24 protein-coding genes are annotated in these 25,872 nt (G+C 66.3%); 7 read left to right on the top strand and 17 right to left on the bottom strand.

The features are described 5' to 3' along the window. From QCE63_RS22220 to QCE63_RS22195, 6 genes are read right to left on the bottom strand one after another with little or no spacing between them, the layout of a single operon-like run. Complete coding sequence (locus QCE63_RS22220; protein WP_309836033.1) at positions 1–1,038, bottom strand: NAD(P)-dependent alcohol dehydrogenase; 1,038 nt, start codon at positions 1,036–1,038, stop codon at positions 1–3. 30 nt (positions 1,039–1,068) lie between these two features. Beyond that, on the bottom strand, positions 1,069–1,818 hold the full coding sequence (locus tag QCE63_RS22215) for an SDR family oxidoreductase (RefSeq protein WP_309836032.1): 750 nt from the start codon (positions 1,816–1,818) through the stop codon (positions 1,069–1,071). Between the two features lie 10 nt (positions 1,819–1,828). After that, on the bottom strand, positions 1,829–2,809 hold the full coding sequence (locus QCE63_RS22210) for a sugar-binding transcriptional regulator (protein ID WP_309836031.1): 981 nt from the start codon (positions 2,807–2,809) through the stop codon (positions 1,829–1,831). Between the two features lie 34 nt (positions 2,810–2,843). Further along, positions 2,844–3,725, bottom strand: a complete 882-nt coding sequence (locus QCE63_RS22205) for a carbohydrate ABC transporter permease (RefSeq protein ID WP_309836029.1) — start codon at positions 3,723–3,725, stop codon at positions 2,844–2,846. Next, positions 3,722–4,651 (bottom strand): sugar ABC transporter permease, encoded by a 930-nt coding sequence (locus tag QCE63_RS22200; protein WP_309836027.1) that lies wholly within the window; start codon positions 4,649–4,651, stop codon positions 3,722–3,724. Before QCE63_RS22200 ends, QCE63_RS22205 begins: the two co-directional genes overlap by 4 nt. A 28-nt stretch (positions 4,652–4,679) precedes the next feature. Beyond that, on the bottom strand, positions 4,680–6,050 hold the full coding sequence (locus QCE63_RS22195) for a sugar ABC transporter substrate-binding protein (protein ID WP_309836025.1): 1,371 nt from the start codon (positions 6,048–6,050) through the stop codon (positions 4,680–4,682). Positions 6,051–6,307: 257 nt separating this feature from the next. Here QCE63_RS22195 and QCE63_RS22190 point away from each other — a divergent pair, with 257 nt between their 5' ends. The 7 genes from QCE63_RS22190 (at position 6,308) to QCE63_RS22160 (ending at position 13,983) form a co-directional block, all read left to right on the top strand. Continuing rightward, a complete protein-coding gene (locus QCE63_RS22190) occupies positions 6,308–7,429 on the top strand; it encodes a sn-glycerol-3-phosphate ABC transporter ATP-binding protein UgpC (protein ID WP_309836022.1) in 1,122 nt (373 codons plus the stop codon). 172 nt (positions 7,430–7,601) lie between these two features. Continuing rightward, positions 7,602–7,841, top strand: a complete 240-nt coding sequence (locus QCE63_RS22185; RefSeq protein ID WP_309836021.1) for a hypothetical protein — start codon at positions 7,602–7,604, stop codon at positions 7,839–7,841. A gap of 175 nt (positions 7,842–8,016) precedes the next feature. Further along, on the top strand, positions 8,017–8,526 hold the full coding sequence (locus QCE63_RS22180) for a spore coat U domain-containing protein (protein ID WP_309836019.1): 510 nt from the start codon (positions 8,017–8,019) through the stop codon (positions 8,524–8,526). Between the two features lie 17 nt (positions 8,527–8,543). Continuing rightward, positions 8,544–9,308 (top strand): fimbria/pilus periplasmic chaperone, encoded by a 765-nt coding sequence (locus QCE63_RS22175; RefSeq protein ID WP_309836017.1) that lies wholly within the window; start codon positions 8,544–8,546, stop codon positions 9,306–9,308. A gap of 97 nt (positions 9,309–9,405) precedes the next feature. Beyond that, positions 9,406–11,850, top strand: a complete 2,445-nt coding sequence (locus QCE63_RS22170; protein WP_309836016.1) for a fimbria/pilus outer membrane usher protein — start codon at positions 9,406–9,408, stop codon at positions 11,848–11,850. Then, positions 11,847–12,803 (top strand): spore coat U domain-containing protein, encoded by a 957-nt coding sequence (locus QCE63_RS22165; RefSeq protein ID WP_309836014.1) that lies wholly within the window; start codon positions 11,847–11,849, stop codon positions 12,801–12,803. Before QCE63_RS22170 ends, QCE63_RS22165 begins: the two co-directional genes overlap by 4 nt. 307 nt (positions 12,804–13,110) lie before the next feature. Next, complete coding sequence (locus tag QCE63_RS22160; RefSeq protein ID WP_309836013.1) at positions 13,111–13,983, top strand: EAL domain-containing protein; 873 nt, start codon at positions 13,111–13,113, stop codon at positions 13,981–13,983. A gap of 135 nt (positions 13,984–14,118) precedes the next feature. Here the strand turns inward: QCE63_RS22160 and QCE63_RS22155 are convergent, their stop codons facing one another. From QCE63_RS22155 to QCE63_RS22105, 11 genes are all read right to left on the bottom strand, one after another. Beyond that, a complete protein-coding gene (locus QCE63_RS22155; RefSeq protein WP_309836012.1) occupies positions 14,119–15,510 on the bottom strand; it encodes a sigma-54 dependent transcriptional regulator in 1,392 nt (463 codons plus the stop codon). 13 nt (positions 15,511–15,523) lie between these two features. Then, a complete protein-coding gene (locus tag QCE63_RS22150) occupies positions 15,524–17,254 on the bottom strand; it encodes a TadG family pilus assembly protein (RefSeq protein ID WP_309836011.1) in 1,731 nt (576 codons plus the stop codon). Between the two features lie 21 nt (positions 17,255–17,275). Continuing rightward, a complete protein-coding gene (locus QCE63_RS22145; protein WP_404990164.1) occupies positions 17,276–17,578 on the bottom strand; it encodes a DUF3613 domain-containing protein in 303 nt (100 codons plus the stop codon). Positions 17,579–17,611: 33 nt separating this feature from the next. Then, the gene (locus tag QCE63_RS22140; protein ID WP_309836009.1) at positions 17,612–18,349 is read right to left on the bottom strand and encodes a tetratricopeptide repeat protein; all 738 of its coding nucleotides are present in this window, start codon (positions 18,347–18,349) and stop codon (positions 17,612–17,614) included. Between the two features lie 10 nt (positions 18,350–18,359). Further along, the gene (locus QCE63_RS22135; protein WP_309836008.1) at positions 18,360–19,343 is read right to left on the bottom strand and encodes a type II secretion system F family protein; all 984 of its coding nucleotides are present in this window, start codon (positions 19,341–19,343) and stop codon (positions 18,360–18,362) included. After that, the gene (locus QCE63_RS22130; protein WP_309837296.1) at positions 19,340–20,296 is read right to left on the bottom strand and encodes a type II secretion system F family protein; all 957 of its coding nucleotides are present in this window, start codon (positions 20,294–20,296) and stop codon (positions 19,340–19,342) included. The genes QCE63_RS22135 and QCE63_RS22130 overlap by 4 nt, the downstream gene beginning before the upstream one ends. Before the next feature lie 19 nt (positions 20,297–20,315). After that, a complete protein-coding gene (locus tag QCE63_RS22125) occupies positions 20,316–21,698 on the bottom strand; it encodes a CpaF family protein (protein ID WP_309836006.1) in 1,383 nt (460 codons plus the stop codon). Between the two features lie 3 nt (positions 21,699–21,701). Then, the gene (locus tag QCE63_RS22120) at positions 21,702–22,985 is read right to left on the bottom strand and encodes a fimbrial protein (protein ID WP_309836005.1); all 1,284 of its coding nucleotides are present in this window, start codon (positions 22,983–22,985) and stop codon (positions 21,702–21,704) included. Continuing rightward, positions 22,982–24,355, bottom strand: coding sequence for a type II and III secretion system protein family protein (locus QCE63_RS22115; protein ID WP_309836003.1), 1,374 nt, complete (start codon positions 24,353–24,355; stop codon positions 22,982–22,984). Before QCE63_RS22115 ends, QCE63_RS22120 begins: the two co-directional genes overlap by 4 nt. Before the next feature lie 70 nt (positions 24,356–24,425). Next, positions 24,426–25,361, bottom strand: coding sequence for a Flp pilus assembly protein CpaB (cpaB, locus tag QCE63_RS22110; RefSeq protein WP_309836002.1), 936 nt, complete (start codon positions 25,359–25,361; stop codon positions 24,426–24,428). Between the two features lie 33 nt (positions 25,362–25,394). Then, positions 25,395–25,814 (bottom strand): TadE/TadG family type IV pilus assembly protein, encoded by a 420-nt coding sequence (locus QCE63_RS22105; RefSeq protein WP_309836000.1) that lies wholly within the window; start codon positions 25,812–25,814, stop codon positions 25,395–25,397. Positions 25,815–25,872: the final 58 nt, after the last annotated feature.

Here is a 25,872-nt window from a genome sequence, read left to right as displayed (position 1 = left end):
TCACTCTTCCAGAACGATCTGCACCTTCACGTCGGTCGGCACACCGCTCGCCGCTTCCTCGAATGCCTTGATGCCTTCTGCAAACGGGAACGTGCGTGAGATAAACGGCTTGACATCGAGCTTGCCGGATGCAATCAGCTGAATGGCGCGCGGAAAGATATTGGCATAGCGGAACACCGATTCGATCCGCGCTTCCTTGATCTGCACCGCGACTACATCGAGCGGAATGGCATGCTGTGGCATGCCGACCAGCACGAGACAGCCGCCCGGACACAGCAGATCCACGATGCCGTCGAAGGCCTTCTCGTTGCCGCTCGCCTCGAACACGATGTCGGCGCCCCAGCCATCGGTCAGTTCCTTCACCACGTCGAGCGCGCGGCGCTCGCGAATATTCACCGGCGTCACACCCTGCACGCCGCCGATCAGGTCCAGCTTCTCTTGAACCAGATCGCAGACGATCGCGCGGCTGCACCCGCCCGCGAGCGCAGCCAGCGCGCACATCATGCCGATCGTACCCGCGCCGAGCACCACGGCAACGTCGCCCGGCTTGATCGCGGCCTTCTTCGCGGCTTGCAGTCCGATGGAGAGCGGTTCCACGATCGCGCCTTCCGCAAAGCTCACGTTATCCGGCAGCCTGTAGGTGAACGCGGCCGAGTGCACGACATAGGGCGCGAGACAGCCATGCACCGGCGGCGTGGCCCAGAAGCGCACTTTCGGGTCGAGGTTATACAGTCCCTCGCGCGAGGCGCGCGACTCCATGTCGGGCACGCCCGGCTCCATGCAGACGCGGTCGCCCGGCTTCAGATGCGTGACCTCCTCGCCCGCTTCGACGATCGTCCCCGAGGCCTCGTGCCCGAGCACCATCGGCTCATTGACGACGAACGGTCCAATGCGCCCGTGCTGGTAGTAATGAATGTCGCTGCCGCAAATGCCCACGGTATGAATCTTGATGCGCACATCGCGCGGTCCCACCACTTGCGGCAGGCTGAACGGACGCAGACTGATGCGCCTTGCTTCCTCGAGAACCAGTGCTTCCATCATCTTTCCTTTGATGTTGAACAAGCGGGATCAGCAGGCCTGGAATCCGCCATCGACAAGCAGACTCACGCCGCTCACCATGCTCGAATCGTCGCCGAGCAGGTAAGCGATCGTGCGCGCCACTTCAAGCGGCTGCACGAAGCGATTCATCGGGATGCGCGCCAGCATCGGGCCGGACTTGGCAGGATCGCTCCATGCGCGTTCGCCCATCGGCGTCATCGTGACCGTAGGCAGCACCGCGTTCACGCGAATGCCGTGCGGTCCGAGCTCGGTGGCCATCACGCGGGTCAGCGCGTCCATGCCGCCCTTCGATGCGCAATACGCGGCATGCAACGCGAAGCCCACGTTCGCCGAAAGACTCGACACATTGACAATGGACCCGCCCACGCCACGCTCGATCATGTTTTTCGCGCATTCCTGCGCGACGATCATCGCGGCTCGCAGGTTCACGTTCATCGTCAGGTCGAAGGCCTCGACGCTGGTTTCGAGGAACGGTCGCAGCACCGCGAGACCCGCGTTGTTGACGAGCAGGTCCACGGGCTGCGCGTTGCGTGCGGCTTCACGCGTGGCGTTTGCATCGGCGAGATCCACGGCGATGGTTTCGCAGCCGGTCTCATCGCGCAACGCATCGAGATCGGCGGGGCTGCGGCTCAGCGCAATCACGCGCGCGCCGCGCTCTGTCAGCAGATGCACGGTCGCATGGCCAATGCCTTTGCCCGCGCCCGTGACGAGCACGGTCTTGCCGGCAAACTCGCGGTTCCTGTCGATGGTCGGGTTCATTGAATGGGTATCAAGGCGTGTCGCACAGGCGCTGCGCGGTCTCTTCATCAGTCACGAGCACGGACGGATAGCGTCCGCGCAACGCCGCGCGCGTCACATGGAATTTCTTCTTGCCGCCGCTCACGAGCACCACGCGCCGGATCTTGCGCAGGTCTTCCAGCGTGATGGCGACGGTGCGCCGGTTTAGCGGATGATCGATCAGCTCGCCGTCTTCATCCATGAAGTGCCCCAGCATGTCGCCGACCGCGCCGGCCTTTTGCAGCGTGCGCAGTTGCTCGGGGTTATCGATGCCGTAGGTCACGACCAGCGACTCGGTGAGGTCGCCAGCAGTGAGCAGCGCGAGACTCGCATTGCGCGCAAGCTCATAGGTTTCGCGCACGGTCTCTTCCTGAAGGATCACGTCGCGCGCCTTCTGGCTGCTCACGTAGATCGGCGCGGCGAACAGATAACTGTCCGCGCGGCAGATGTTGGCGAAGTCGGAGACGATGTCGAACGTATTGATGCTCGGGCAATGCGACAGCCCGCCTTGCAGCGACACCGCCGAAATCGCGCCGTAAGACCGCTGCGGCATCGCGCGCAGCACCGCGCGAATGGTGCGGCCCCAGCCGAGCCCGATGGTCTGTCCCGCGCTGATCTGCCGCGCAAAGTAGTTCGCCGCCCCGATGCCGAGCGCCGCGTTGTTGGCTTCGGTGTCCGCGCCGGTCGGCACGACGACCGCGCACTCCAGTCCGAAGCGCTTGGCAAGCGCCTCTTCCAGCGCGACACACGGCGCGATCTTGCTGTTGATCGTGATCTGTACGAGTCCGGATTCGCGGCTCGCGGCCAGCAGCCGGTTCACGCGCACGCGGTTGCTGCCGATGCGCTGCGCGATCTCCTGCTGCGTCAGGTTGCCGACGTAGTAATGCCACGCGACGCGCGCCTGCAATTCCTCTTCGGAGTCGATGGCCTCGTCCGTTTCCGCGACGGCGATGCTCGGTGCGCTCTTGCTCATGTTGCTCCAGTGTTCAGTGATGGGCACCGTGATTCTATTTGACCGCGCCCATCGTGAGCCCTTGCACCAGCCGGCCGGACACGGCCAGCGCGAACACCACCATCGGCAGGACGATCAGCGTGCCGGTCGCCATGATCTCGCCCCACGGCAATTCATAGCCGCTCATGTAGCTCGTTGCCGCCACCGGCGACGTGATGGCGTCGCTGCGCGTCAGCACGAGCGCATACAGCAGATCGTTCCACGAGAAGATGAACGCGAAGATCGCCGAGACAACGATGCCCGGCATCGCCAGCGGCAGATTGATGCGCCAGAACACGCGCCAGGGTGAAGCGCCGTCGAGACGCGCGGCCTCATCCAGTTCGATTGGGATGTTGCGGAACTGATCGGTGCAGATCCAGACGACGATCGGCAATGAGAACGTCAGGTAGAGCAGGATCAGCACGATATGGGTATCGACGAGTTCGAGCTTCGTCGCGATCAGAAAGAACGGCACGGCGAGCACGACAGGACTCACCATGCGGTTCGAGATGAACCAGAACCACAGGTCTTCCTTGCCGCGAAACTCATAGCGCGCGAGCGCATAGGCGGCGGGTGCGCCGAGCAGGATGGCAAGCACGGTGGTGCTGCTCGCGATGATCAGCGAGTTCAGCAGGCTGCCCGCGACATCATGTTCGAACAGCGCCGCCGAGTAATGATGCAAGGTGGGCGAGAACAGCCACTTCGGCGGGTAGGCGAGTGCATCGGCCTGGCTCTTCAGGCTCGTCGTGACCATCCAGTAGAACGGGAAGACCGACGACAGGAACACGACCAGAAGGCCCAGAAAATGCCATGCAGTGACGCGCTTGCGCGCAGCGCGGGCGCGTTTCGCGCGCGACGACAAGGCGCCGTTCGACGCCTGCGAGACAGATGAACTCACGCAGCCTCCCGATACACGAAACGAATGTAAAGACGCGACAGCACGATGGTCAGAATCAGCAGGATGATGGCCTGCGCGGACGCCATGCCCTGATCGAACAGACGGAAGCCCACCCGCTGGATATACACGCTGATGAACTCGGTCGCGGCGCCCGGTCCGCCGCGCGTCATCGTGAAGACAGCGTCGAACATCTTCAGCATGTCGGCGGAACGCAGGATGAGAATGACCGTGAGACCCGGCAGCAGATACGGCCGCTGCAAGTGCCACAGGATCATGCTCCACTTCGGCGTCTCCAGACGCGCCGCTTCTTCCGCTTCCTTCGGCACCATGGAGAGTCCCGCGAGCAGGATCAGCGCGCAGAACGGCGTCCACTGCCAGATATCCATGATCATGACGGAGACGAAGGCGAGCGTCGGGTCGGCGAGCCAGTCCTGCGGCGGAATGCCGATCAGTCCGGTCAGATAGTTCGCCACGCCGAACTGGCGATTGAAGATCAGCCGCCCGATCAGCCCGACCACCGCATACGTGGTTGCCATCGGAATCACGAGGCTCACGCGGGCCGCCGCGCGCATCCACGGCAGTTCGGTGCGATGCAGCATGAGCGCCGCGAACAGCCCGAGCGCGACCTCGATCGGCAAGGTCACGCACAGGAACAGCGCGGTGCGCCCGAGCGCGCCCCAGAAGGACGGATCGGTCAGCGTGGCGATGTAGTTATCGAGCCCGATGAACGGCGTACCCGAGGCCAGATCCGCGAGCTTGTACTGATGAAACGAGTTATACAGCGCAAGCAGCAACGGATAGATGCCGATGATCGCCAGCGCGGCAATGGCGGGTATCAGGAACCAGAAGGCGGGCGAACGCGGCAGGATGCCCAAATAACGCGCGGGCTTGCGCGGTCCTCTCGCGTGCAGTGCGGGTGATGCCATTCGATCGCCTCCGGTTCCTGTGAACGGGTTACTTCAGCAAGGGTTTCTTGCCGTCGTAATAGCCCGCTTTCTTGAGGATGTCCTCGGTCTTCTGACCGATGGTCTGCGCGCCCTCCTTCACCGTCACCTGGCCCAGCATCATCTTGCTGCCCCATTCGCCGATCACTTCCGACACCGCCGGCCATTCCGGGAAGCGCGGCCGGTAATCGGGCACGCCGCCTTGCCACGACTCGACCATCGGCTTGACGAACGGATACTTGTCCTGCACGGCCTTGTCCTCGTACACCGCCATGCGCGCCGGCACGCCGCCCGCGTCGAGATAAGGCTTCGCCATGGCTTCCGACGTGATCCATTGAATGAAGAGCCAGGATGCTGCCTGCTTCTTCGCGTTCGACTTCGCGTTCACCGCGAGCGAGAAGCCGCCGAGCGCGGGCTTCAGACCCGCCGGGCCCTTCGGCTCGGTCGTGATGGCGAGACAGTTGCCGAGCTTCGACTTGCTCGGATCGGTCAGCGTGGGATAGAACGCGGACCATTCGGTGATCATCGCGACCTGCCCTTGCGCAAGCGCGTTCACCGCTTCCGCGTGATCGAAGTCGACGATGCCCGGCGGCATGTACTTCATCAGCTTCTGCCGGTATTCGAGGCCCGCCTGCGATTGCGGCGACATCAGGTTCGACTTGAATTTCGCGTCGAGCAGCGAGCCGCCGTTGGGCCACAGCACGCGCATGAAACTGTCCGCCGATTGCGTTTCGCCGCGCCTCGATTGCAGCGCGAAGGCGAATTTGTCGCCCTTCGTGAGCTTCGGCGCATAGACGTTGAGGAGCTCGTCCCAGGTCTTGGGCGGTTCATCGAAACCCGCGTCCTTCAACATGCACTTGTTGTAGAACATCAGGCCCGAGTAGTTATCGAACGGCAGGCCGTAGGTGACCTTGTCCCACGACCCGAACGAATCGAGCAGGATCGGGAAGAAGCCCTTCAGGTTCAGGCTCGGGTCCGCGAGCTTGGGGTCGTCGGTGAACTTCTTGATGGGCACGAGCCACTTGTTGCTCGCGAATTCGCCGATCCACACGACGTCCACCAGCACGATGTCCTGATCCCCGCCGCCGACGAAGTTCAGCACTTCCTTCTCACGCGTGTTCTCGTAGGGAATGACTTCCCAGCGCACCTTGATGCCCGTCTCCTTCTCGAACTGCGGAATCAGCTGTTGCGCGGCCTTGTAGCCGGGGCGGTCGAGAAAGATGGCCTTGATCGTCGTGCCCGAGTAAGGCTGCGCGGCTTCCTTGAGCGTCCAGGCTTGCGCATTCGATGCCGCAAACGCCGCGCTTGCCGCCAGTAGCGCCACTGCCGCGATGTGTTTGATCGGGCCGGGTTGCGTGGCCGGGATGAAGCGCTTCTTCATGCCTGTCTCCTTGGTTTTTATCGAGCGGGTATGCGGTCGGGTTCAGTTCGTTCGTGCTTCTTTGCTGCGCTCCCAGACGTGCAACGAGCGTGCAACGAGCCTGTCACGAAGCCTCCTTCGGCTTCGGATCATACGCTCCGTTTCACTTGTAATTTCGGTTTTACAATTGTATATTTTGGCCCGAACAGGTTGTCAAGAACAAAAATCGCCGATGCATCCGATGCTGCGCTGCCGCAGCCGCACACTGGAGACAACGCATGAGCGCAGTTCATTTGCAGCAGATCCGCAAGACCTTCGGCGGCGTGGACGTGCTGAAGGGCGTGGAGATCGAAGTGGCGGACCGGGAGTTCATGGTCTTCGTCGGCCCTTCGGGTTGCGGCAAGTCCACCTTGCTGCGCACCATCGCCGGACTCGAACGCTGCGACTCCGGGCAAGTCCTGATAGGCGGCGAAGACGTCACCGAACTCGAGCCGTCGCAGCGCGGCGTCGCCATGGTGTTCCAGTCCTATGCGCTCTATCCGCACATGTCGGTGTACGAGAACATCGCATTCGGGCTGCGCATGCTGAAGCTGCCCGAAGCGCAGATCAAGGAACGCGTGCAGCGCGCGGCGGAGATCCTGCAGATCGGCCAGTTGCTCGAACGGCGTCCGCGCGCGCTGTCGGGCGGACAGCGTCAGCGTGTGGCCATCGGGCGTTCCATCGTGCGCGAGCCGAAGGTCTTCCTGTTCGACGAACCGCTCTCGAATCTCGATGCCGCGTTGCGCGTGCAAATGCGCCTCGAACTCATCAAGTTGCACAAGCAACTGAACGCAACGATGATCTATGTCACGCACGATCAGACCGAAGCCATGACCATGGCGGATCGCATCGTCGTGCTGAATCATGGGCGCGTGGAGCAGATCGGTTCGCCGCTGGAGCTGTATCGCGCGCCGCATAACCGCTTCGTCGCCGGCTTCATCGGTTCTCCGAAGATGAACTTCATGGACGTGCGCGTCATGCGTACGGATCACCTGGGCGTGACCATCGAGCTGCCGGGCGGCGAGGCGCTCACGCTGCCCTTCGCCGCCGGTGCGCTCAAGGCGGGCGAGACGCTGACGCTCGGCATCCGGCCGGAACATTTCATCGAGTCATGCGGCGGCGACATCGACAGCGGCCTGAGCGGCGAGGTCATGGTGATCGAGCATCTCGGCGGCGAGACGCTGCTGCATCTGCGTCTGGCCAACGATCTTGTGATCCAGGTGAAAGGCTCGGGCGAATCGGACGCCGTGGAAGGCCAGCGCCTCAACGCGGGCTTCAGCATTCGTCACGTTCATCTGTTTCTTGAAGACGGCAGCGCGCTCGAACGCATGCGGCCGGTGGCGCAGACGGCCACGGCGTGACGCGGCGAGACAGTTGCGGTCCGTCAAGTTAATGGAGGACGTGCCGTAAACGAGGACACGCGCCAACTGGCGCATTCGGCCGATACGCTTCGCGGCCGACTTCATCTCGTGTCTCGTGAACTCCATGGCATCTCGAATTCGCTCGCTCGCGGCGTCGGCTGCGGGGCTCACCTTGTTGCTCGCGATCGGAGCAGCGCCCTCCACGCTCGCCGCGACCAGCGCCGAGCTCGCCGTCTCGCTGACCATCTACGAGGTCTGCACCCTCGATACCGACGCTCGTCGGCCCGCCGTCGCCTGCTCGGCGACGGGACAATATCGCATCCTTACCGGACAATATTTCGCCGATTTCAAGGTAGCCGACGCTGACAAGTTACTAACGCGAAACAAGCCCGTCATCGAAATCGCCTTTTAAAAGAGTGCGTTGCAGCATTTCGTTAATCCGTTGCGTTCGTTACAAACGGTTACGTCTTCGGTGTGAGGATTGAACAAGAATGGAAGCGTCCACCGAGGTGTAGACGCCTTTTGCGTTCACTGCGCAAACGTTGTCGAGCACGGACACATCAATAAAAAATAATCTGAGGTGAAGAATGCGTCGTCATTCGATTGCGGTTTCATTCATTTCACTTGCGTTAGCCACGGGGCCCCTCATTCCCTTCGGAGCGCGAGCCGCTACCAAGACCACGACTTTCGTGGTGTCCCTGACGTTGCAGAACGACTGCAACATCACAGCCAACCCGCTGAACTTCGGTACGTCAGGCGTCATTGCCGCGAACATCGACCAGACGACCACGCTGGCGGTCACGTGTTCGAACGGCGCGGCCTATAACGTCGGGCTCGACGCTGGCTCGGTCGCCGGCTCCACCATCCCGGCCCGTTTGCTGGGCGGAACCGGCACGCCCGTTCCGACGGTCGCCTATCAGCTCTACCGCGACGCCGCCCGCACCCTGATCTGGGGGCAGACGGTCGCCACGGACACGGTGGCGGGCACCGGCAACGGTGCGGCGCAGACGTTGACGGTGTATGGCCGCGTTGCGCCGCAGACCACCCCGGCAGCGGGCACCTATACGTCGACGGTCACCGCGACCATCACGTTCTAGGTATGCGCGATCCGAAGGTGGGTCAAGCCCTCCGCCGGGCGGGGCGGGGGTGGCTGTATACGTTCGTGCTGCTCGCGCTCTCGCAGCTGGGCAGCGCGTGGGGCGCTGCGCTTCAGGTTTCGCCGATCCGGCTCGACCTGTCCGCCGAGAAACCCGCCGCCGCCCTCACGCTGCATAACGACGGCACCGTGCCGCTCTATGCGCAGGTGCGCGTGTTCGCGTGGACGCAAACCGTCGATGAAGATCATCTGGACCGCACCTCTGCCATCGTCGCGAGTCCGCCTATCGTCAATGTCGCGCCGGGTGGCGATCAGACCGTCCGCATCCTGCGCGTAAGCACGACCCCGCTGGTCCGCGAGGAAGCCTATCGGCTGCTGATCGACGAATTGCCGAACGGCCAGGCCGCCTCCTCGACCGGCATACGCATGCAGTTGCGTTATTCGGTGCCGGTGTTCGTCGGCGCCAAGGAGGACCAGGTGCCTGCACTTGCGCTGTCGCTCGAACGCACTGAAGCGCCGGACGGCCACGACACCCTGATGCTGCGCGCGGCGAACAACACGGATCTCCACGCGCAACTGAGCCGCGTACACCTCGACTGGCCCGATGGCCATTCGACCCAGGTGTCCGCCGGCCTCCTTGGATATGCCCTGCCGCACATGGCCCGCCGCTGGCCGGTACAGGGCGCACCCTCGGGCGTGACCTCGGCGACGCTCAAGGCGCTCGTGAACGGCGAACCGGTGACGATGCGCGTGAGCGTCGTCGGACCGCAACCCGATCGGTGACCCGTGGATGCACTCGCCCCACCGGCATTCGTGCCACACCCGCGGCCATGCCTTGAGGCGCATGCGCTGGGTGCCGCCGGTCTGCGCAATCTGCATAGTGGCTTCGACATGCGTGCCGGCGCGCGCCGATGACGTTCCCGCAACGCTGGCTGCGGGCGACCTTCCCGCCACGCTGGCCGCCTTGCGTGGCGGATTTCCCGCTGCAGGCGGCGGCGCCACGGGCGAGCTGTATCTCGAAGTGGCCATCAACGGCGTGTCGACGCAGAAGATCGCGCAGTTCTTCATCACCGACACGATGATCTACACGACGATCAACGAGCTGCGCGACCTCGGCCTGCGCACCGACGACCTCAAGCCCGACGCCCAGGGCCGCGTCGGGCTCGGCTTCGTGCCGGGCCTGCGCTATACCTACCAGCCGGAGCGGCAGCGCATCAACCTCGAAACCAACGATTCGCGCCGTCTGCCGGCCGCGCTCGCGAACACGCCCGCGCGCCCGCCGGTGGCCGCCACCGGCACGGGCCTCGTCATTAACTACGACGCGACGGTGCAGACCAACTCGCCGACGCAATACGGCCTCTACAGCGAGGAGCGCTTTTTCTATCCGGGCGGCGTGTTCGACAACACGGGCACCGCGTACTGGTATTCGGACCGGCATCGGTACGTGCGGCTCGATACGTCATGGAGCCATTCCGACACCGACACGCTCGTGACCACGCGTCTCGGCGACACGATTTCGTCCTCGCTCACCTGGACGCGGCCGGTGCGCATGGGCGGCGCGCAGCTGTCGCGCGACTTCAGCCTGCGGCCGGACCTGATCACCTATCCGGTGCCCGCGCTGGCCGGTTCGTCGGCCGTGCCGAGCGCGGTCGACCTGTATGTGAACAACGTGCGGCAGTTCAGCGGCAACGCGCCTTCGGGACCGTTCGTCATCAATGCGGTGCCCGCGATCAACGGCGCGGGCGAAGCGGTCATCGTGAGCCGCGATACGCTCGGGCGCAGCGTGATGACCACGGTGCCGCTGTATATCGATGCCCGTCTGCTCGCGCGCGATCTCACGGATTTTTCGGTTGAAGCGGGTTTTGTGCGGCGCGCCTATTCGCTGGATTCGTTCGACTACGCCGGCGACCCATCCCTTTCGGCGTCGCTGCGGCGCGGCATCACCGACGAATTCACGCTCGAAGCGCACAGCGAAATCACACGCGGTGTCTATAACGCGGGCGTCGGCATGCTGTTCGGCATTGGCCAATGGGGCGTGTTCAACATGGCGGTGGCGGGCAGCGCGGGCAATGGCGGTGCCAATCCGGCGCCGCTCTATGTCTATCCGGCGGGCTATTACGACGGCTTTTCGTCGATTGCACCGCAGGCCACGGCCATTCCCCGGCAACCCTCGACGGGCGGCGGCGGCGTGCAGGTCGCGGCTGGCTGGCAATGGCGCACGCCGGCCATTTCCATCGACTTGCAGGCCACCAAGGCCACGCCGCACTACAGCGACCTCGCCGCCGCCGAAGGCACGCCGGTCCCGCGCGCGACCTATCGCGCAACGCTCGCCGCGCCGCTCCGCGCGCTCGGTTCGTCGAGCACGGCGAGCGCGAGCCTTGTCGGCGTGGACGATCCGTACTACGGCGATTCACGCATCGGCTCGCTCGCGTACACGACCAGCTTGCCGCGCGGCGCGTCGCTGTCGGCGAGCGTCTATCACGACTTCGGCGACAGCCGCACGACCGGTGTCTTCGTGGCGTTGAGCTTCGTGATCGGCGGCGCGCTGAACGCGAGCGTCAACGCCGGCTCGGATCACGGCAACCCGATCTTCGGCGCGGCGCTGTCGAAGACGGCCGACTATGGCGGCGGCTTCGGCTGGCAGGTCCAGAGCTCGCGCCAGAACGGCATCCAGCAGTCGCTTGCGCAGGGCACCTATCGCGGCCGCTACGGCGACTTGCTGGCGTCGGTCGCGAACGTCGATTCGCGCACTTACGGCGAACTCGACGCCTCCGGTTCGATCGTCGTGATGGCGGGCGACGTGCTCGCGGGCCGGCGTATCGACGACGCCTTCGCCCTCGTCTCGACAGACGGCGTAGCGGGCGTTCCGGTGCTGCACGAGAATCGCGAGATCGGCAAGACCAATTCGGCGGGGCATCTGCTGGTGCCGGACCTGATTTCGTATCAGCCGAATCATCTCTCCATCGATCCGCTCGGCCTCCCCGCCGATACGTCCATCGCCACGACGCAAGTGAATCTCGCACCGCAGGCGCGCGCGGGCGTGCTCGCGCGCTTCCCGCTGCAGGATTTCAAGGGCGCGCAGCTGCAACTGCTGTCCGCGAACGGCCAGCCCTTGCCGGTCGGAACCCAGATCACGCATCGCGAAACCGGCAAGCAGTACGTGGTGGGCTACGACGGTCTCGCCTTCGTGGACGATCTCTCCCAATCGAATACGCTCGATGCCGCGCCGGCGGGCAAGCCCTGCGAAGTGCAGGTGCCTTACAAGGCTCAGGGTCACGGCCTGCCGACGCTTGGCCCGTTCACGTGCGGGGCTGCATCGCCATGAAGCGCCTCGTGCTGTTTCTCGTGTTTCTGCTGTTCAGCGCGACGGCGCAGGCGCAGACCTGCAGCGCGACGGCATCGAATGTTAACTTCGCCCCGATTTCTCCCGCGATCAGCTCCCTTGCGACCACCACGGGCACGATCACCATCACCTGCACGCCTGCCGTGTTGAACCCGCCGGTGCGCGTATGCCTCAACTTCGGCACCGGCGGCGGCGGCACTTCATTCTCACCGCGCCTGGCCACCTCCGGCACCGGCACGATTCAATACAACCTCTACTCCGATCCCTCCTTCAGCACGATTTGGGGATCGCGCACGTCCGCGACCTTCCCGGCCGTCGCGGTGGACCTGACGTTTCCGCTCGGCGTGTCCTCGGTGAGCCGCTCGGTGACCGTCTACGCTCGCACGGCGCCTGGCCAGACGGCGCTCACCGCCGGCAACTACCTCTCGATATTCTTCGGCACGTCCCTGGAAATGGATTACACGGCTTATCTCCTGCTCGCGCCCGACTGCTCCACGCTCACGTCGAATCCCACCGCGTTCGCGTTCGCAGTGCAGGCGCCAGTCATCAACGACTGCTCGCTGTCCGCCACCAACATCAACTTCGGCGCGGCGGGCGTGTTGAATGGCGCGCTCACCGCGACCGGAACGTTGAGCGTCGCGTGCACCAACAACGACGCCTATTCGATCACGCTCTCGGCGGGTGGCGGCACCGGCGCGAGTGTGGCCGACCGGCGCATGACGAAAAACGGAGGCACTGAGCAGGTGCAGTATCAGCTGTACACCACCCCCGCGCTCACCCTCCCCTGGGGCGACGGCACCAATGGCACGTCCGTCGTGGCCGCCGTGGGCACCGGCTCGAATCAGGCCATCACCGTATATGGCCGCGTGCCGCCGCAGACGACGCCGAGCGCCGGCACCTACACCGACACGATTGTTGCGACGATCACCTACTGACCGCGCACAACTCGTCCGGATTACAAAAGTTCGGGCACCTGTTCGTACAAACTGCAAAATAGCCGGCAAAAGCCCGCGCTCCCGATCCGCCCCGCATTCCGTCCCACACGGCGTAACACGCGCCGGATGTAACGTAACTGAAGCGCCTGTTTCATACTGGACACGGCCTTCCGTACGACGAAACACCCCCGCAAACGTTATCCAGCCGTAGCACGCCGGGCTTTCGCGTTGCATAAGCGCGGTAGAGCACATCTGGCATGACTCCTGCAATCTTCTGTCGAACCAACCGGAGGAGACAGGAAGCAGCATGAAAAGAACGACAGACGGCTCGCCCGCAGCGATCGCCGCGCCGAACTCAGATCATGCATTGAGGCATCGCGTACTCCAGGGCCTGAGGGCCGGTGAGTTCTGCATCGCCTATCAGGGAATCTATCGGGTGGACAGCGGCGAACTCGCGCAGATGGAAGCGTTGATTCGCTGGCGTCATCCGGAGTTCGGACTGCAGCTGCCAGGCGCATTTTGCGCGGCGTTCAAGGACGCCGATGTGATGCTCGAACTCACATGGTTCGTCATGGACCGCGTGGCCGCCGACATGGCCGCGTGGCGCGCCGCCGGCGGCGCGCACTATCCGGTGGCGGTCAACGTGCCGCCGTCCATCGCGGCGTTGCCCGGCTTCGCCGAGCGCATGGACAGCATCTGCCGCGCGCAGGGCGTCGCACCGGAATGCCTCGAACTGGAGCTGTCGGAGAGCGAGGACCTGGCGCGCTTTCCCGGCATGCAGAAGCTCGTGCGCCGCTTCCGGAACAAGGGCGTCAACATTTCGATGGACGATTTCGGCACCGGCTATGCCTGTCTCGCCGCGTTGGGTCCGATCGAATTCGGCACGGTGAAGATCGCGAAGGAATTGCTCGCGGAAGCGCCGAGCTGCCCGAACGCCTGTACGGTGTTCTCGGCGGTGCTCGCGCTGTTGACGCGGCTCAAGGTGTCGATTGTCGTCGAAGGCGTGGAGACGGCCGCGCAGGCCCAGTGGCTGGCGCAATGGCCGCATGTGCTTGCGCAAGGCTTCTTCCTGGCGCGCCCGGCATTCGGCATCGACCAGGTTCCCGGCGTACGCATGGCGAAAGCCGCCGTCAAACGCCGCGGGGTGCACCACGGCATACGTATCGCGAACGCGGCATGAATCTGAAGTCGAGCAGTTAGAACCGGTTTCCCAAGAGCTTCTGGCAGCCCTCGTAAAGCCAGAACTTCGCCGGCGCATGCGTGCGCCGGCGTTTTTTTTGGTGCGGTGCCATGCTGTTCGGGCCGCGGGCATGCGCTAGATCGGCCGGGTTTCGGGCTCCTCGTCGAAGATCTGGAACTTGCGCATCTTCTCCCACAACACCTTGCGGCTGATGCCGAGATGCTGCGCGGAATCCTGCCTGCGCCAGCCGTTCGCATCGAGCGCGGCGATCACGCGGTTGCGCTCGTTCATGTCCCACTTGCTGCGATCGACGAGCAGATCGGTTGCACCTTCTCCCACCGACGGTTGCTGCTGGTTGCGCGCCAGCACCAGCAGACGCTTCACGCGCGATTCGTCCCAGCCGCCAAGCTGGCGCACCGTCACGCCAACCCGTTCGGCCAGATTGCGCAGTTCGCGCACATTGCCGGGGAAATAGATATCGGCGACAGCGTCCGCGAGCCAGTAAGGCAGGTCCGGCAGCGCGTCGAGCTTGTCCTTGCCGATCACTTCGCTGATGAACGCCTTGAACAGCGCGATCTTGTCGGGCGCGCCGCGTTCCTCCAGCGACGGAATCTTGAGTTCGATCACCGCCAGCCGGTAATACAGGTCGGCGCGAAAGACGCCGTCCTTCACGAGTTGCGGCAGGCACTTGTTACTCGCCGCGATCAGCCTGGATTCGAGGCGCACCGGCGTCGCCGAGCCAAGCCGCGTGACGGCCTGGTCTTCCAGCACGCGCAAAAGTTTGACCTGCTGATAGAGCGGCAGATCGCCGATTTCGTCGAGGAACAGCGTGCCGCCATTGGCCTGTTCGAAATAGCCCTTGTGCGCCATCACGGCGCCCGTGAAGGAACCCTTCGCATGACCGAAGAACAGCGACTCGAACAGGCCATCCGGAATCGCGCCGCAATTCACCGCCACGAACGGCCCCTCGCCATAGCGCGAGTGCTTCTCGTGCAGCAACTGCGCGATGCGCTCCTTGCCGACGCCGGTCTCGCCATGCACCAGCACGCTGGTGTCGCAGTCGGCGAAGGTATCGACTTCATGCAGCAGCGCTTTCATGCAGTCCGCATGCGCGATCAGATCATCCGACGCCTGCGTATCCTCGCCATGCGCGCGCAGTTGCCGCGCGAGCTTGCAGACCATCGCGCGCAGTTCCGCGCCGGTGAAATCGAGCGGCAGGATGTGCGAGTAGTCGGCGGGGAACATCGACGGATCGCGCTCGCGCGGCGCGGCGCCGACCCACACGACGGGCATCGTGTGCCGCGCCTCCCAGTCGCGCAGCACAAACGCGCCGTGGTCGATCACGCTCACGCTGATGATCGCGAGGGCGGGACGCTGGGCGTCGCGGGGCGCGCTGATGGCGGTGCCGTCGGCGCGCAGCACGTCGACGTCCTGGCCGGACATCGCGCGCACCACGCGCTCGACGATGTCGGCCTTGCCCTCCCATACGTGAATGTCGAGGCCGTCGATTCTGGTGTTCTGTCTCATGTCGATCAATCAATCAATAGGCCAGTTGCGACTCGCCGCAGGTCAGCGACAGGTCGTGAATCGTGCTCGCGCCCACTTGCGCGCCGAGCGCCTGGAGCACCGGCAGCAGCACGGCGTCGAGGCTGATGAGCAGTTGCGGCAGCGTGGCCACGACGCCGCCCAGCAAGCCCGTGACGATGCCGCTCAGCAGGTCGGTCAGCACGGACGGCAGGATCGGCGATGAAATCTTCAGCGTGCCCGAGAGGCTCGTGTTCAGCCCGCTCAGTGCATTCGCAAGCGATGCGCCCGGCGCGGACGGCACGGTCTGGTAGTCGTCGGCGTTGCCGCTGACGCCGTCGAACGTGATGTTCGGCGCGGATGACGCGGGCATCTTCGCAGGGAGCGCGGCGGCAAGGCTCACGCTGGCCACGCCGGGCACGTTGAGAATGGTGGCGGGCACGGTGCAGCTGCCGAGCGCCGCATTGGCCGCCAGGTCGCCGACGCACACATTGGCGATGCCGCTCTGCACGCCGATCGCCGAGCGCCGGGCCAGCGGCGGACCGGCGCATTGCGTCGACGCGAGCCATGCGGTGCCTGACGCCACATCCACATACAGCGGCAGATGAATCAGCTGGCCGCTCAGCAACGGAATGAGCGGAATGGTCGGCAACTTCACGAGGCTCACGTCGACGGCCGCGCGCACTTGCGCCGTGCTGGCCTGCGTGCGCCAGTTGCCCTGGCCATCCTGCCCTGCCTCGCCGATGGCCAGCGCCGGCGGCTCGATGATCTGCACCGAAAGCGTCACCGAACCGAGCAGGCCCAAATCGACGCTCGGCTTCAGGATGACGGCCGCCTTGCCGGCCTGCGCGATCTCGGCCGAGACGAGCAGCGCTTCCAGCGGGTTGATGGTCGCGTCGAGCGCGCTTTGCGTGTTCGCCAGCGCAATCGACAGCAGCCCGGGCGAGCCGTTCTTGCTGCCGAGCGCGATGGTCTGGTTGCCGGGAATATTCGCATTGACGATAGCGCCCATCGCGCCGATCGCCGTCGAGAGATTCGCGTTCGCGACGGAGGTGGTTTGCAGCGCGTTCAGCATGAGTTTGGCGATATCGCCCGCGCTGAGTCGCAGGCCGAGCAATTGATCGACGGTGCCGACGCCTGCCGCCGTGACGAGATCGCCCACGCGCACCTGGGCATTTGCGAGCCCTTGGTACGACACGAGGTTCAGATTGAGATTCGTGCCGAGCAGCGCGTTCAGCAGGCCATTCAGCTGGCCCGCGCCGAGACTGACGAGCGTCGTGCCGATCGAGAACGAGCCGATGTCCGTTGCCCGGGCAATGGCCGTCGCCGTCACCTGCCGCGACGGTCCGACGAAGAAGTACGGCACCATGCGCGCCGCGCTCACCTTCACGGCGTTGACGGGCGCGCCGCTGGTCGAGAAATAGTCGGGCGCGGCGTTCGCCTGCGTATCCCAGCGCCCGCACGTGACGTTCAGGCTGCTGCCGGCGGCGTTGCCGTCGAAGCCGTTGACGAGCGCGCTGCCGGTCGCCGCCGACGTGGCGCGCGCGCACGAGCTGGACAGCGACTGCGTGCCCGCGCTGGCGGCGAGATCGACGACGCTCTGCAACGCGCGCCGCGCGAAGAACAGATTGCCGATGTCGAGCGCGCCCAGCGCCGCGACCGCCACGACCAGCCAGATCGCCGCGAGCGTCGCCGCCGCGCCGCGCTGGCGCTTAATGGGCGGTTGGAAGGTGCGGTGGGCTTTCATGGCGTGAGCAGCGGATGGGCATCAGTTCGCGTTGTGATAGTTGACGTCGAGCGCCGGCCGCCCGGCATCTTCGAGCGACGAACCGAAGCGCGCCGGAATCGCCGTCTCGAACGACTTCAGGTAGCGGTCGTAGGCCATGCTGGCCTCTGCGCCCAGCATCGGCTGCGCGGGTGCGGCGGCGGCGTTGCTGGACTGGAGCGTGAGCCAGGCCTGCGTCGCGTGGCCGATCTCGCTCGCCGCCGGCGGGTTCACACGCTGCGCGAAGGCGAGAACGGGTGCCACGCCCAGCACGGCGGCCAGCATCGTCAGGGGGATTCGTTTCATCGTTGCCTCGTGGTTCGAAAACTTCATGCAGCATCAACGCGCCGCGACGCGCGGCCGCGCCGCATCGGCCACGCGTTTTGCATCGCCGCGAATCGCCTGCTGCACGTCCGCCGTGAACTTCTGCTGGTCCATCAGCCCTTGCGCATTCGCCGCCTGTCCGCTGGCGAGCAGATACAGCGCGACATTGCTCAGGATCTTCGGGTTGCCCGGCGCAAGCTCGGCGGCCTTCATCAGCGGCACGCGCGCACCTTCGACGTCGCCCATCCGCAAGCGCGCATAGCCGAGGTCGGAGAGCATCGTGGCATCGGTCGGGGCGCGCTTCGAGGCCGCCTCGAAGCGTTCGGCGGCGTGCGTGAAATCGCCCTTCGCGCCCGCCAGCAAACCCAGACCGCGCAGACCGCGCGCGGCGAGCGGGGTATCGGCGAGACGCGCGTAGGCCGCCGCGCTCGCTTCGGGCTGCCCGGTCTGACGCAGCGCATCGGCGCGCAACAGGATGGTGTCGGGCGCTTCGCCATATTGCTGCTCGTAGGCATCGATATGCGCCAGCGACGCATACCACAAGCCCTGCGCCTGCATCCGGTCGATCAGCGCGAGGTACATGCCGGGCGTATCGGGCGGCGCGTCCTTCTGCTGCGCCTGATCGAGCGCGGCCTGGCGTTCGGCCTGGATGCCCAGGCCGTAGCCGTTCTCCTGCTTCGTCGCGCACGCGCCGAGCGTCGCGCAGAGCAGCGCCGCGAGCAGCGGACGCAAGAGGGTCGTGGAAAGAGTCATGAGCGTTCCGTTATCGATGAAGTCCTGCCAGCGCGTGCACCACCGCGATGAAACCCGGCCCGGCCGTAATGATCAGCAGCGCCGGCAACAGCGTGAGCACCATCACGCCGGTCATCTTCACGGTGACCCGGCCGATGCGCGCCCGCAGCGACGCGCGGCGCGACTCGCGCAGCCGGTCGCCGAACTGCTTGAGCGGATCCTGCACCGCGCCGCCGTGCTGCTCGACCTGGATGATGAGCCGCACGATGGCGGCGAGGTCGTCGTTTTCATAGCTCGTGGCGAGACGTTTCATTGACTGCTCGCGGGTGCGGCCGGTCACGAACTGCGCCTGCGCCAGCGCCAGTTCGCGGGCGAGCACCGGCAACACGTTGCCGAAGTCGTGGATCATCACCTGCAGGCTCTGATCGAGCGACAGCCCGACGCCCTGCAGCAGCCGCAACAGGTCGACGAACATCGGCAGCTCGTTTTCCACCGCGCGCTGACGCGCCTGCGCGCGCCGACGCACAAACCACTTCGGCGCCATGAATCCCGCCGAGAGCGCCATGAACATCAGCAGCATGAAGCGCGCACTGCTCATGCCGCCATGCGCGACGGCAAACAAGACGAGCGGCGCGCCGAGCGCGCCCGCGATGCGCGCTGCGAGAAAGCGGGCGCGCGCCTGGACATCGAGATAGCCACAGCGTTCGAGCAGACGCCGGTCTTCCGGCGCCACCGCAATGCGTCCGAACGGTGTGTCGAGCCACGCGACGCTTGCGCGTCCCAGTGCCGCGAACAGACCACGCGTCGGCGGCGGCGTGAGGCGCGTGGCGGGCGCGGCGGAAGCAGATGCCGCCGACAGCGACGCGGCGGCACGGCCCTGCAACGCGTGGTCGAGCGTGCGCGCGGAACGCTGCATGCGCAGATGGCGGCCGAACGCCAGCACGCCGCACAGGCACACGGCCAGCGCGGCGGCGGCGAGCGCGAGCGCGCCGAGCAAGGCAGGCGTGATCGTCATGTCCGCACCCTCGCCAGCCGGTATAGCATCCACGCGCCGAGCGCCTGCAACGCTACCGCCATATAGACGAGGCGCTTGCCGAGCGTGTCGGTCCACATGGCGTCGAAATAGGCGGGATTGGTCAGGATCACCATCGTGCCGAGCAGGATGGGCAGCAGTCCGAGCACCCACGACGACAGCCGCGTTTCAGTGGACAGCGCGATCAGTTCGCGATCGGCCTGTTCCAGGTCGCGCATCAGCGCGGCCATGCGGTCGAGCATGACGTCGGAGCGGCCGCCGTATTTCACCGACACGCGCAGCACCGAGCCCACCAGTTCCAGTTCGCGCACGCGATAAATGCGCGCCACCGCGCCGAGCGCGTGATCGATTTCCATGCCGGTGCGCAGCATCGGCAGCGCGCGGTTCAGGCATTCGGAGAGCGGCGCTTCGGCGCTGCCGAGCGCGCTCTGGAACGCGGCCGGCACGCTGTGACCGATGACGATCATCCGGACGATGCCGTCGAGGAACGGCGGCAGTTGCCGCACGATGCGCTGATAGCGTTTCTGCGCGCGCCACGTGAGCCACGCATAGACGGCAATCAGCACGAACGCCGCGACGCCCGCGCCAAGCGCCGGTCCCGCGCGCAAGCCGGCCCACAGCGCGCCGAAGCCGGCGACCGCGAGCGTCGTCGTGACAAGCGCGCCCGGCCGTTCGATGCCCGCGCGGTTCAGCAGATTGCCGACAAACGCGCGAACCTGCGCGATGCGCGCCCGGACGCCCGTCTGCATCTCGATGGCCGACGCGCCCGCTGCGGGCCGGGGCGGTTGCGGCGCGTTCGACGCGTGGAGTCCATGCGCCGTGCTCGCGGTCTGCACCTGCCGCTCGACGAAGCGTTCGGCCAGCGCCCGTTCGCGCCGCACGGCGCTGCGCCGCCACAGCATGAGCGCCGCCGCCGCGCACAGCAGCGCGACCATCGCGACGAGCGCGACGCCCCTAGCCACTGAAGCCCCCGCCGAAACCGCCGCCGAAGCGTCCCGTCTGCCCGAAGCCTTCGGACATCGCGACGCCCTGCGCCTGGCGGAATTTCGCCAGTTTCGGCGAACTCGGATGAATGCCGAGCCAGTTCCAGCGGTCCTGTTCGTCGCCGTTCATGTCGACGGACGGCTCATAGCGATACAGCTCCTGCATCGCGATGATGTTGTCGGACAGGCCCGTGACCTCGGTGACCGACAGAATCCGGCGCCGGCCGTTCGAGAGCCGCCCGATCTGCACGATGAAGTCGATCGCGTTGGCAATCTGCCTGCGCAGGCTCGCCTCGGTGCCCTGAAAACCCGCGAAGCCCGCCAGCATCTCCAGCCGGTACAGACACTCGCGCGGCGAACTGGCGTGCACCGTGCCCATCGAGCCGTCGTGGCCGGTGTTCATCGCCTGGAGCATTTCGAGCACTTCGCCGCCACGCACTTCGCCGACGATGATCCGGTCCGGACGCATCCGCAGCGTATTGCGCAACAGGTCGCGGATCGACACGACGCCCGCGCCGTCGAAGCCGCCGGGCCGGCTTTCGAGCCGCACCACGTGCGGATGGTTGAGCGACAACTCCGCCGTGTCCTCGATCGTCACCACGCGTTCGTGCTTTGGAATGAAGAAGGCCAGCGCGTTCAGCAACGAGGTCTTGCCCGAGCTCGTGCCGCCCGAGACCAGCACATTGCAGCGCGCCTCGACCGCCGCCTGCAACAGCGTTGCGATGTCCTGGTTGAAGGTGCCGTTGGCGAGCAGATCGTCGGGACGCAGCGGATCGCGGCGAAATTTGCGGATCGACACGACCGGCCCGTCGATCGACAAAGGCTCGATCACCACGTTGACGCGGCCGCCGTCGGGCAGGCGCGCATCGACCATCGGGTTGGATTCGTCGAGACGCCGGCCGATCGGCGCGAGAATGCGCCGCACGATGCGCAGCAGGTGCGCGTTGTCGGCGAAGCGCACCGGAATCTTTTCGAGCATGCCGTGCCGCGACACATAGACGTCGCTATAGCCGTTGATGAGGATGTCCTCCACGGCGGCGTCGGCGAGCAGATCCTCGATCGGGCCGAAGCCCGCGAGTTCCTTGGTCAGCGCCGCCGCCACCAGCCGCACTTCGCTCTCGTTGAGCGGAATGCGGCGCAGGCGCACGAAGCTGTCCATTTCCAGATCGACGAACTGCTGGATCGCCTGACGCGACCAGCGGCCGAATTCCGCGCCGAGTTCCTCGATACGCGACAGCAGATGTTCGTGCGCGGCCGTCGCCACGTCCTGGAACTGCTGCGACTGGGCGAACGCGACGGCGTCTTCGGCCAGATCGTTCGCGAACGCGATGTCCTTGCTGAAGTCCTGAACCATCGTCTATGACCGTCTGAAAAGGTTGGGAAGGAATTGCCCGGCGTGGAGCGCCGAGCGGAGGGACGCACGGCCGCCTGCCGACTGCGCGTCGCGCGCGGCCGCCTCGCCCGGCGTTTCATCGTGCAGACGCGTCACCAGCGGCGCGAGCGCGCGGACGTACGGATCGCGTTCGGCGCACTCGGCCAGCAGCCGGCCCTGGTTCACCGCGCGTCCGAGCGCCTGCGCCCGCTCGGGCAGCACCGCGACGAGCGGCAGGTCCAGACGCTCGGCCAGCTGGTCCGCGCCGAAGTTGAGCGCCGCGTCGAACTTGTTGACCACGAGGCCGAGCGGCTTTGCTTCGCCCGGCTCGCTTTCATCGCCCGCGCGCAACGCGTCGAGCAGCGCCACCGCCGAAACCGCCGACGCGACGTTCGGATCGCACACGAGCCAGACTTCGTCGGCGGCGCGCACGGCCTGCGCGACGAATTCAAGATTCGAGAAGCCGCCCAGATCGACGATCTGCTGATCGAAATACGCGCGCAGGCGGTTCAGCGTGCTGGTCGCGGACGCGAAGGAAATCGCGCGCATCTCGCCGAGATCGGCGGGCAGCGCGGTCAGCGCCAGGCCGCTCGAATGGCGCGCGAAGGCGGTGTTCACGAAGGTCTCGTCGAAGCGGCGCAGATTGCGCACGGCATCGACGAAATTCAGTTCGCTGCGGGTGTCGAGCAGCAACGCGCTGTCGGCCGCGGGCAGGCCGAGGTCGAGCAGCGCCGTGGCGCGCTGCGCCGCCGCCGCGCGCTTTTGCAGGCACACCGCCAGGTTCGCCGCGAGCGTGCTCACGCCCACCCCGATACGCGCGCCAAGCAGCACCGTGAGCTTGCCCTGGCGGCTCACCGGCTCGTTGCGCGGAGCCGGCCGTTCGGCCAGCAGACGCCGCGTGATGGCGAGGACGTCGGCGGGCGCGCCGCTCACATCGGCGAAATCGCGCACGCCCGCGCGCAGCGCCGCGAGCGCCGGGGCCGGCGTCGCCAGCGTGCCCAGCGCGACGATCGGCACGGCCGGATACGCGTCGCGCGCCGCTTGCGCGAGGACACTCGCATGCGTGGCGTCGCCGCTCGCGCCGAAGTCGATGAAAACCACGCCCGGCGTCCGCTCGCCGATGCGCGCAGTCAGTCCGGCCACGTCCCACGGCGCCGCGTCCACCGGGCCCGCGCCCGCGAGCGCGCGTTGCAGCCAGTCGAGCCGCGCGCTATCAGGGCTCGCGCACAGGAAGCGCGTCGGCAGCGCGGAAGCTTCGGCGGGCGTCATCGCGAAAATCCCGGCGCGGCATCGGCGGAAAATGCGCCGCCGATGAACGAACGCCACACCGGACCGTCGCGCCGCTCGGACTGTTCGCCGGGCGTCGCGGGCAGCGGCGCATTGCGGGCGATCGGCGAAACCAGATGCGGCGTCACGATGATCACCAGCTCGCGGTCCTGCTGCGAGTACTGCAAGGTCTTGAAGAATGCGCCGATGATCGGCAGGTCGCCGAGCAGCGGCACCTTGTTGACGTTCGAGGCCGTCTCGCGATCCACCAGTCCGCCGATCACGAAGCTCTCGCCGTCGCCGAGTTCGACCGCCGTTTCGGCGCGGCGCGTGGTGAGCGCGGGTACCGAGACGCCGTCGATGGTGATCGCATGCGCGAAGTCGAGCTGGCTCGCCTCGGGCGCCACCTTGAGCGCGATGCGCTCCGGGCCGAGCACGGTCGGCGTCAGCGAAAGGCCGATGCCGTATGGCTTGTAGACGATCGTCGTCGTGCCGAGCGACTGCGGCACCGGCACCGGAATCTCGCCGCCCGCGAGGAAGCTCGCACTCTGTCCCGACAGCGCCACCAGCGTCGGCTGCGCCAGCACGCGCGCCAGATTGTTGCCTTCCAGCAAGCTCAGGTTCGCGAACAGTCCGCGCGAGGTCGAGTTGAGCAGCAGGTTGAATGCGGAACCGATCGGCGAGGTGGCCGTGACGGCGAGCGGACTGGTCGCGCCGCCCGACACGCTGCCGAGCGCGGTCGGCGCGAAGGTGCCGAACGCGAAGCCCGCGTGATTCTGCGAGAAGAGGTTGAAGCCGGCTTCCTTCAGCACGGATTTGCTGAATTCGACCACCTTGACATCGACCTGCACGACACTTCGCGCGGCGATGGTCGAGGCATCGACGACCGCGCCGTCCTTGCCCACCGACGCCCGCGCCGCCGCGACCGCGCGCTGATGCTTGCCGACGCTCGGCGTGCTGCCGGTCAGCACCGCCGTCCTGCCGAGCACGCGGACTTGCGGCGCGTCGCTTTCGGCGAGCGCGGCGCCTGCGCCCGAGGCCACGTCCACGGTATAGGAAAGCGGCGTCTCGCTGCCGCGCTGCCACAGCATGAGACTGGTCGAGCCCGCCGCCTTGCCGACCAGCAGCACGCCGCCGCCCTTCAGCACGTTCACGTCGGCGACGGCCGGATCGCCGATCGCCACGCGCGTCACCGTTTTGCCCGGCGCGAGCGACATCTGCGCGCCCGCCGACAGCGCGATGACCTGTCCGCGCGAGGGCGTCGTCGCCGCGCTCGTTGCAGCTTCTCCTGCCGCCGTCTGCACGGTGCCGCCGCACGCAACGACCACCCAGGCGAGGAGCGCCGCCCGTTTCCATTCCGTCGATTTCGTCATGCCCTTGTCTTGCTGTTTTCTTGTCATCGTGATTCGCCGCGCTATCCGCGTTCCGTTCCTGCCCTGACTGTCAGTACGCGACCTGCTCCGCCCGGCCGCCGCGTATCACTTCGATGCCTTCGCCCGTGGCCGCGCGCGGCGTGCGGACGACGCGCGCCGGTTCCGCCGCGCGGCTCGCCGTGCGCGCGCCCGCCAGCGTGCCGAGCGAGAGGCCGGCGGCGGCGCGCGCGGCGCCGCCGTCGGGCTTCGCTGCGGCGAACAGCGGGGCGAACGAATGCGGCGGCGGCGCTTCGGGATCGGCGGAATTGCGCAGCGCGAGCACGAGACGGCCGGCGTTTTCCGCGAGCGTCAGCGCATCGACGTCGGCGGTGCGGACCGCGAGCACCGCAGTGCGCGGACTGCCGGAATGCAACGTGGAATCCTTCGCTTCCTTGCCCCCCGCGCGGCCGATCGACGCGTCGCCCATGCTCAGCACGCGCACCTTCGACAGGAGCAGGCGCGCCTGGGTCGAGCCAATTTCCACATCGCCCGACGCGCCTTCGCGCTTCAGCGTGAAGAACACATCGACGTAATCGCCCGGCCGCACGAAATTGCCGACCGCATTGGTTTCGTCGATACGCACGGCCACCGCGCGCTCGCCTGGCGCGACGACATCGGCGAGGCCGCTCGACAGCGTCTGGGCGGTGAGCGGCGCGCCCTTCGGCACGGCGACGAGCGGCACGCGGCCTACGATCGCGGCGGCGTCGCCGAAAGTGCCCGGCGCGGGTTCGGCCTGCATGCGCACCGTGAGGGCGTCGGCATCCAGCGGCTTGCCCGCGGCCAGATCGCGCGTGGCGATCACGACCGGCGCGAGCCGCTGCGGCGTGGCGAGCGCGGCGGGCTGCGCCGGCGTCCGGTCGCGCTCGGGCGACGGCGCCGGACTACGCGCGAGCATCACGGCGAAGATGCCGAGAATGACCGCGACGGAAAACAGCAGGATGGCAAGCGTGCGTGTGAGATTGGCCATGGTGTCAGGGCAAGGTGACCGGCGGACGCGCGCTCATAGCACGTTGTCCGGATCGAGTTGAACCATCGCGCGCGCCACGAGCGAGTCGGGCAGCGCAAGGCCGAAGAGCGGCAGCGTCGGCACGAGCGGACGCTGCGCATAGTGGTAGTCGAGCGTCACCTGGATGCAGCGCATCGAGGCGTCATAGGTGCACGGGGCCGGCGTCGCGGTGCAGTCGGCCAGTCCGGCGAGCCAGTTCGTCAGGCCCTTCGCGGCTGTGCAGGCGGCGGTGCTGCGGCGCGCGAGGGCGTCGTCGACGTCCGCCGCGCCATCCTGGAAACGCAGCGCGGCGCGCGCACCCTCCTCGGCCGCGAGGGTCAGCGACTGCTGCGCGACGAAGATCAGGCTGTAGGTGACGATCGCGTAGAACACCACGAAGAAGAGCGGAAACACGATCGCGAATTCGATTGCCATGTTGCCGCGTTCGGCGCGGCGACCGGGTTGGCCGGGTTGGCTCGGTCGGCGGGTTTGA

This window comes from Caballeronia sp. LZ065, from assembly GCF_031450975.1.
Classification (GTDB): domain Bacteria; phylum Pseudomonadota; class Gammaproteobacteria; order Burkholderiales; family Burkholderiaceae; genus Caballeronia.
This window is presented reverse-complemented; position numbering and strand designations above follow the sequence as displayed.

Coding starts and splice junctions, on each gene's coding strand:
- QCE63_RS22220 (WP_309836033.1), bottom strand. CDS start 1,038: ATGGAAGCACTGGTTCTCGAGGAAGCAAGGCGCATCAGTCTGCGTCCG.
- QCE63_RS22215 (WP_309836032.1), bottom strand. CDS start 1,818: ATGAACCCGACCATCGACAGGAACCGCGAGTTTGCCGGCAAGACCGTG.
- QCE63_RS22210 (WP_309836031.1), bottom strand. CDS start 2,809: ATGAGCAAGAGCGCACCGAGCATCGCCGTCGCGGAAACGGACGAGGCC.
- QCE63_RS22200 (WP_309836027.1), bottom strand. CDS start 4,651: ATGGCATCACCCGCACTGCACGCGAGAGGACCGCGCAAGCCCGCGCGT.
- QCE63_RS22195 (WP_309836025.1), bottom strand. CDS start 6,050: ATGAAGAAGCGCTTCATCCCGGCCACGCAACCCGGCCCGATCAAACAC.
- QCE63_RS22190 (WP_309836022.1), top strand. CDS start 6,308: ATGAGCGCAGTTCATTTGCAGCAGATCCGCAAGACCTTCGGCGGCGTG.
- QCE63_RS22180 (WP_309836019.1), top strand. CDS start 8,017: ATGCGTCGTCATTCGATTGCGGTTTCATTCATTTCACTTGCGTTAGCC.
- QCE63_RS22165 (WP_309836014.1), top strand. CDS start 11,847: ATGAAGCGCCTCGTGCTGTTTCTCGTGTTTCTGCTGTTCAGCGCGACG.
- QCE63_RS22160 (WP_309836013.1), top strand. CDS start 13,111: ATGAAAAGAACGACAGACGGCTCGCCCGCAGCGATCGCCGCGCCGAAC.
- QCE63_RS22155 (WP_309836012.1), bottom strand. CDS start 15,510: ATGAGACAGAACACCAGAATCGACGGCCTCGACATTCACGTATGGGAG.
- QCE63_RS22150 (WP_309836011.1), bottom strand. CDS start 17,254: ATGAAAGCCCACCGCACCTTCCAACCGCCCATTAAGCGCCAGCGCGGC.
- QCE63_RS22145 (WP_404990164.1), bottom strand. CDS start 17,578: ATGAAACGAATCCCCCTGACGATGCTGGCCGCCGTGCTGGGCGTGGCA.
- QCE63_RS22140 (WP_309836009.1), bottom strand. CDS start 18,349: ATGACTCTTTCCACGACCCTCTTGCGTCCGCTGCTCGCGGCGCTGCTC.
- QCE63_RS22135 (WP_309836008.1), bottom strand. CDS start 19,343: ATGACGATCACGCCTGCCTTGCTCGGCGCGCTCGCGCTCGCCGCCGCC.
- QCE63_RS22130 (WP_309837296.1), bottom strand. CDS start 20,296: ATGGTCGCGCTGCTGTGCGCGGCGGCGGCGCTCATGCTGTGGCGGCGC.
- QCE63_RS22125 (WP_309836006.1), bottom strand. CDS start 21,698: ATGGTTCAGGACTTCAGCAAGGACATCGCGTTCGCGAACGATCTGGCC.
- QCE63_RS22120 (WP_309836005.1), bottom strand. CDS start 22,985: ATGACGCCCGCCGAAGCTTCCGCGCTGCCGACGCGCTTCCTGTGCGCG.
- QCE63_RS22115 (WP_309836003.1), bottom strand. CDS start 24,355: ATGACGAAATCGACGGAATGGAAACGGGCGGCGCTCCTCGCCTGGGTG.
- cpaB (WP_309836002.1), bottom strand. CDS start 25,361: ATGGCCAATCTCACACGCACGCTTGCCATCCTGCTGTTTTCCGTCGCG.
- QCE63_RS22105 (WP_309836000.1), bottom strand. CDS start 25,814: ATGGCAATCGAATTCGCGATCGTGTTTCCGCTCTTCTTCGTGGTGTTC.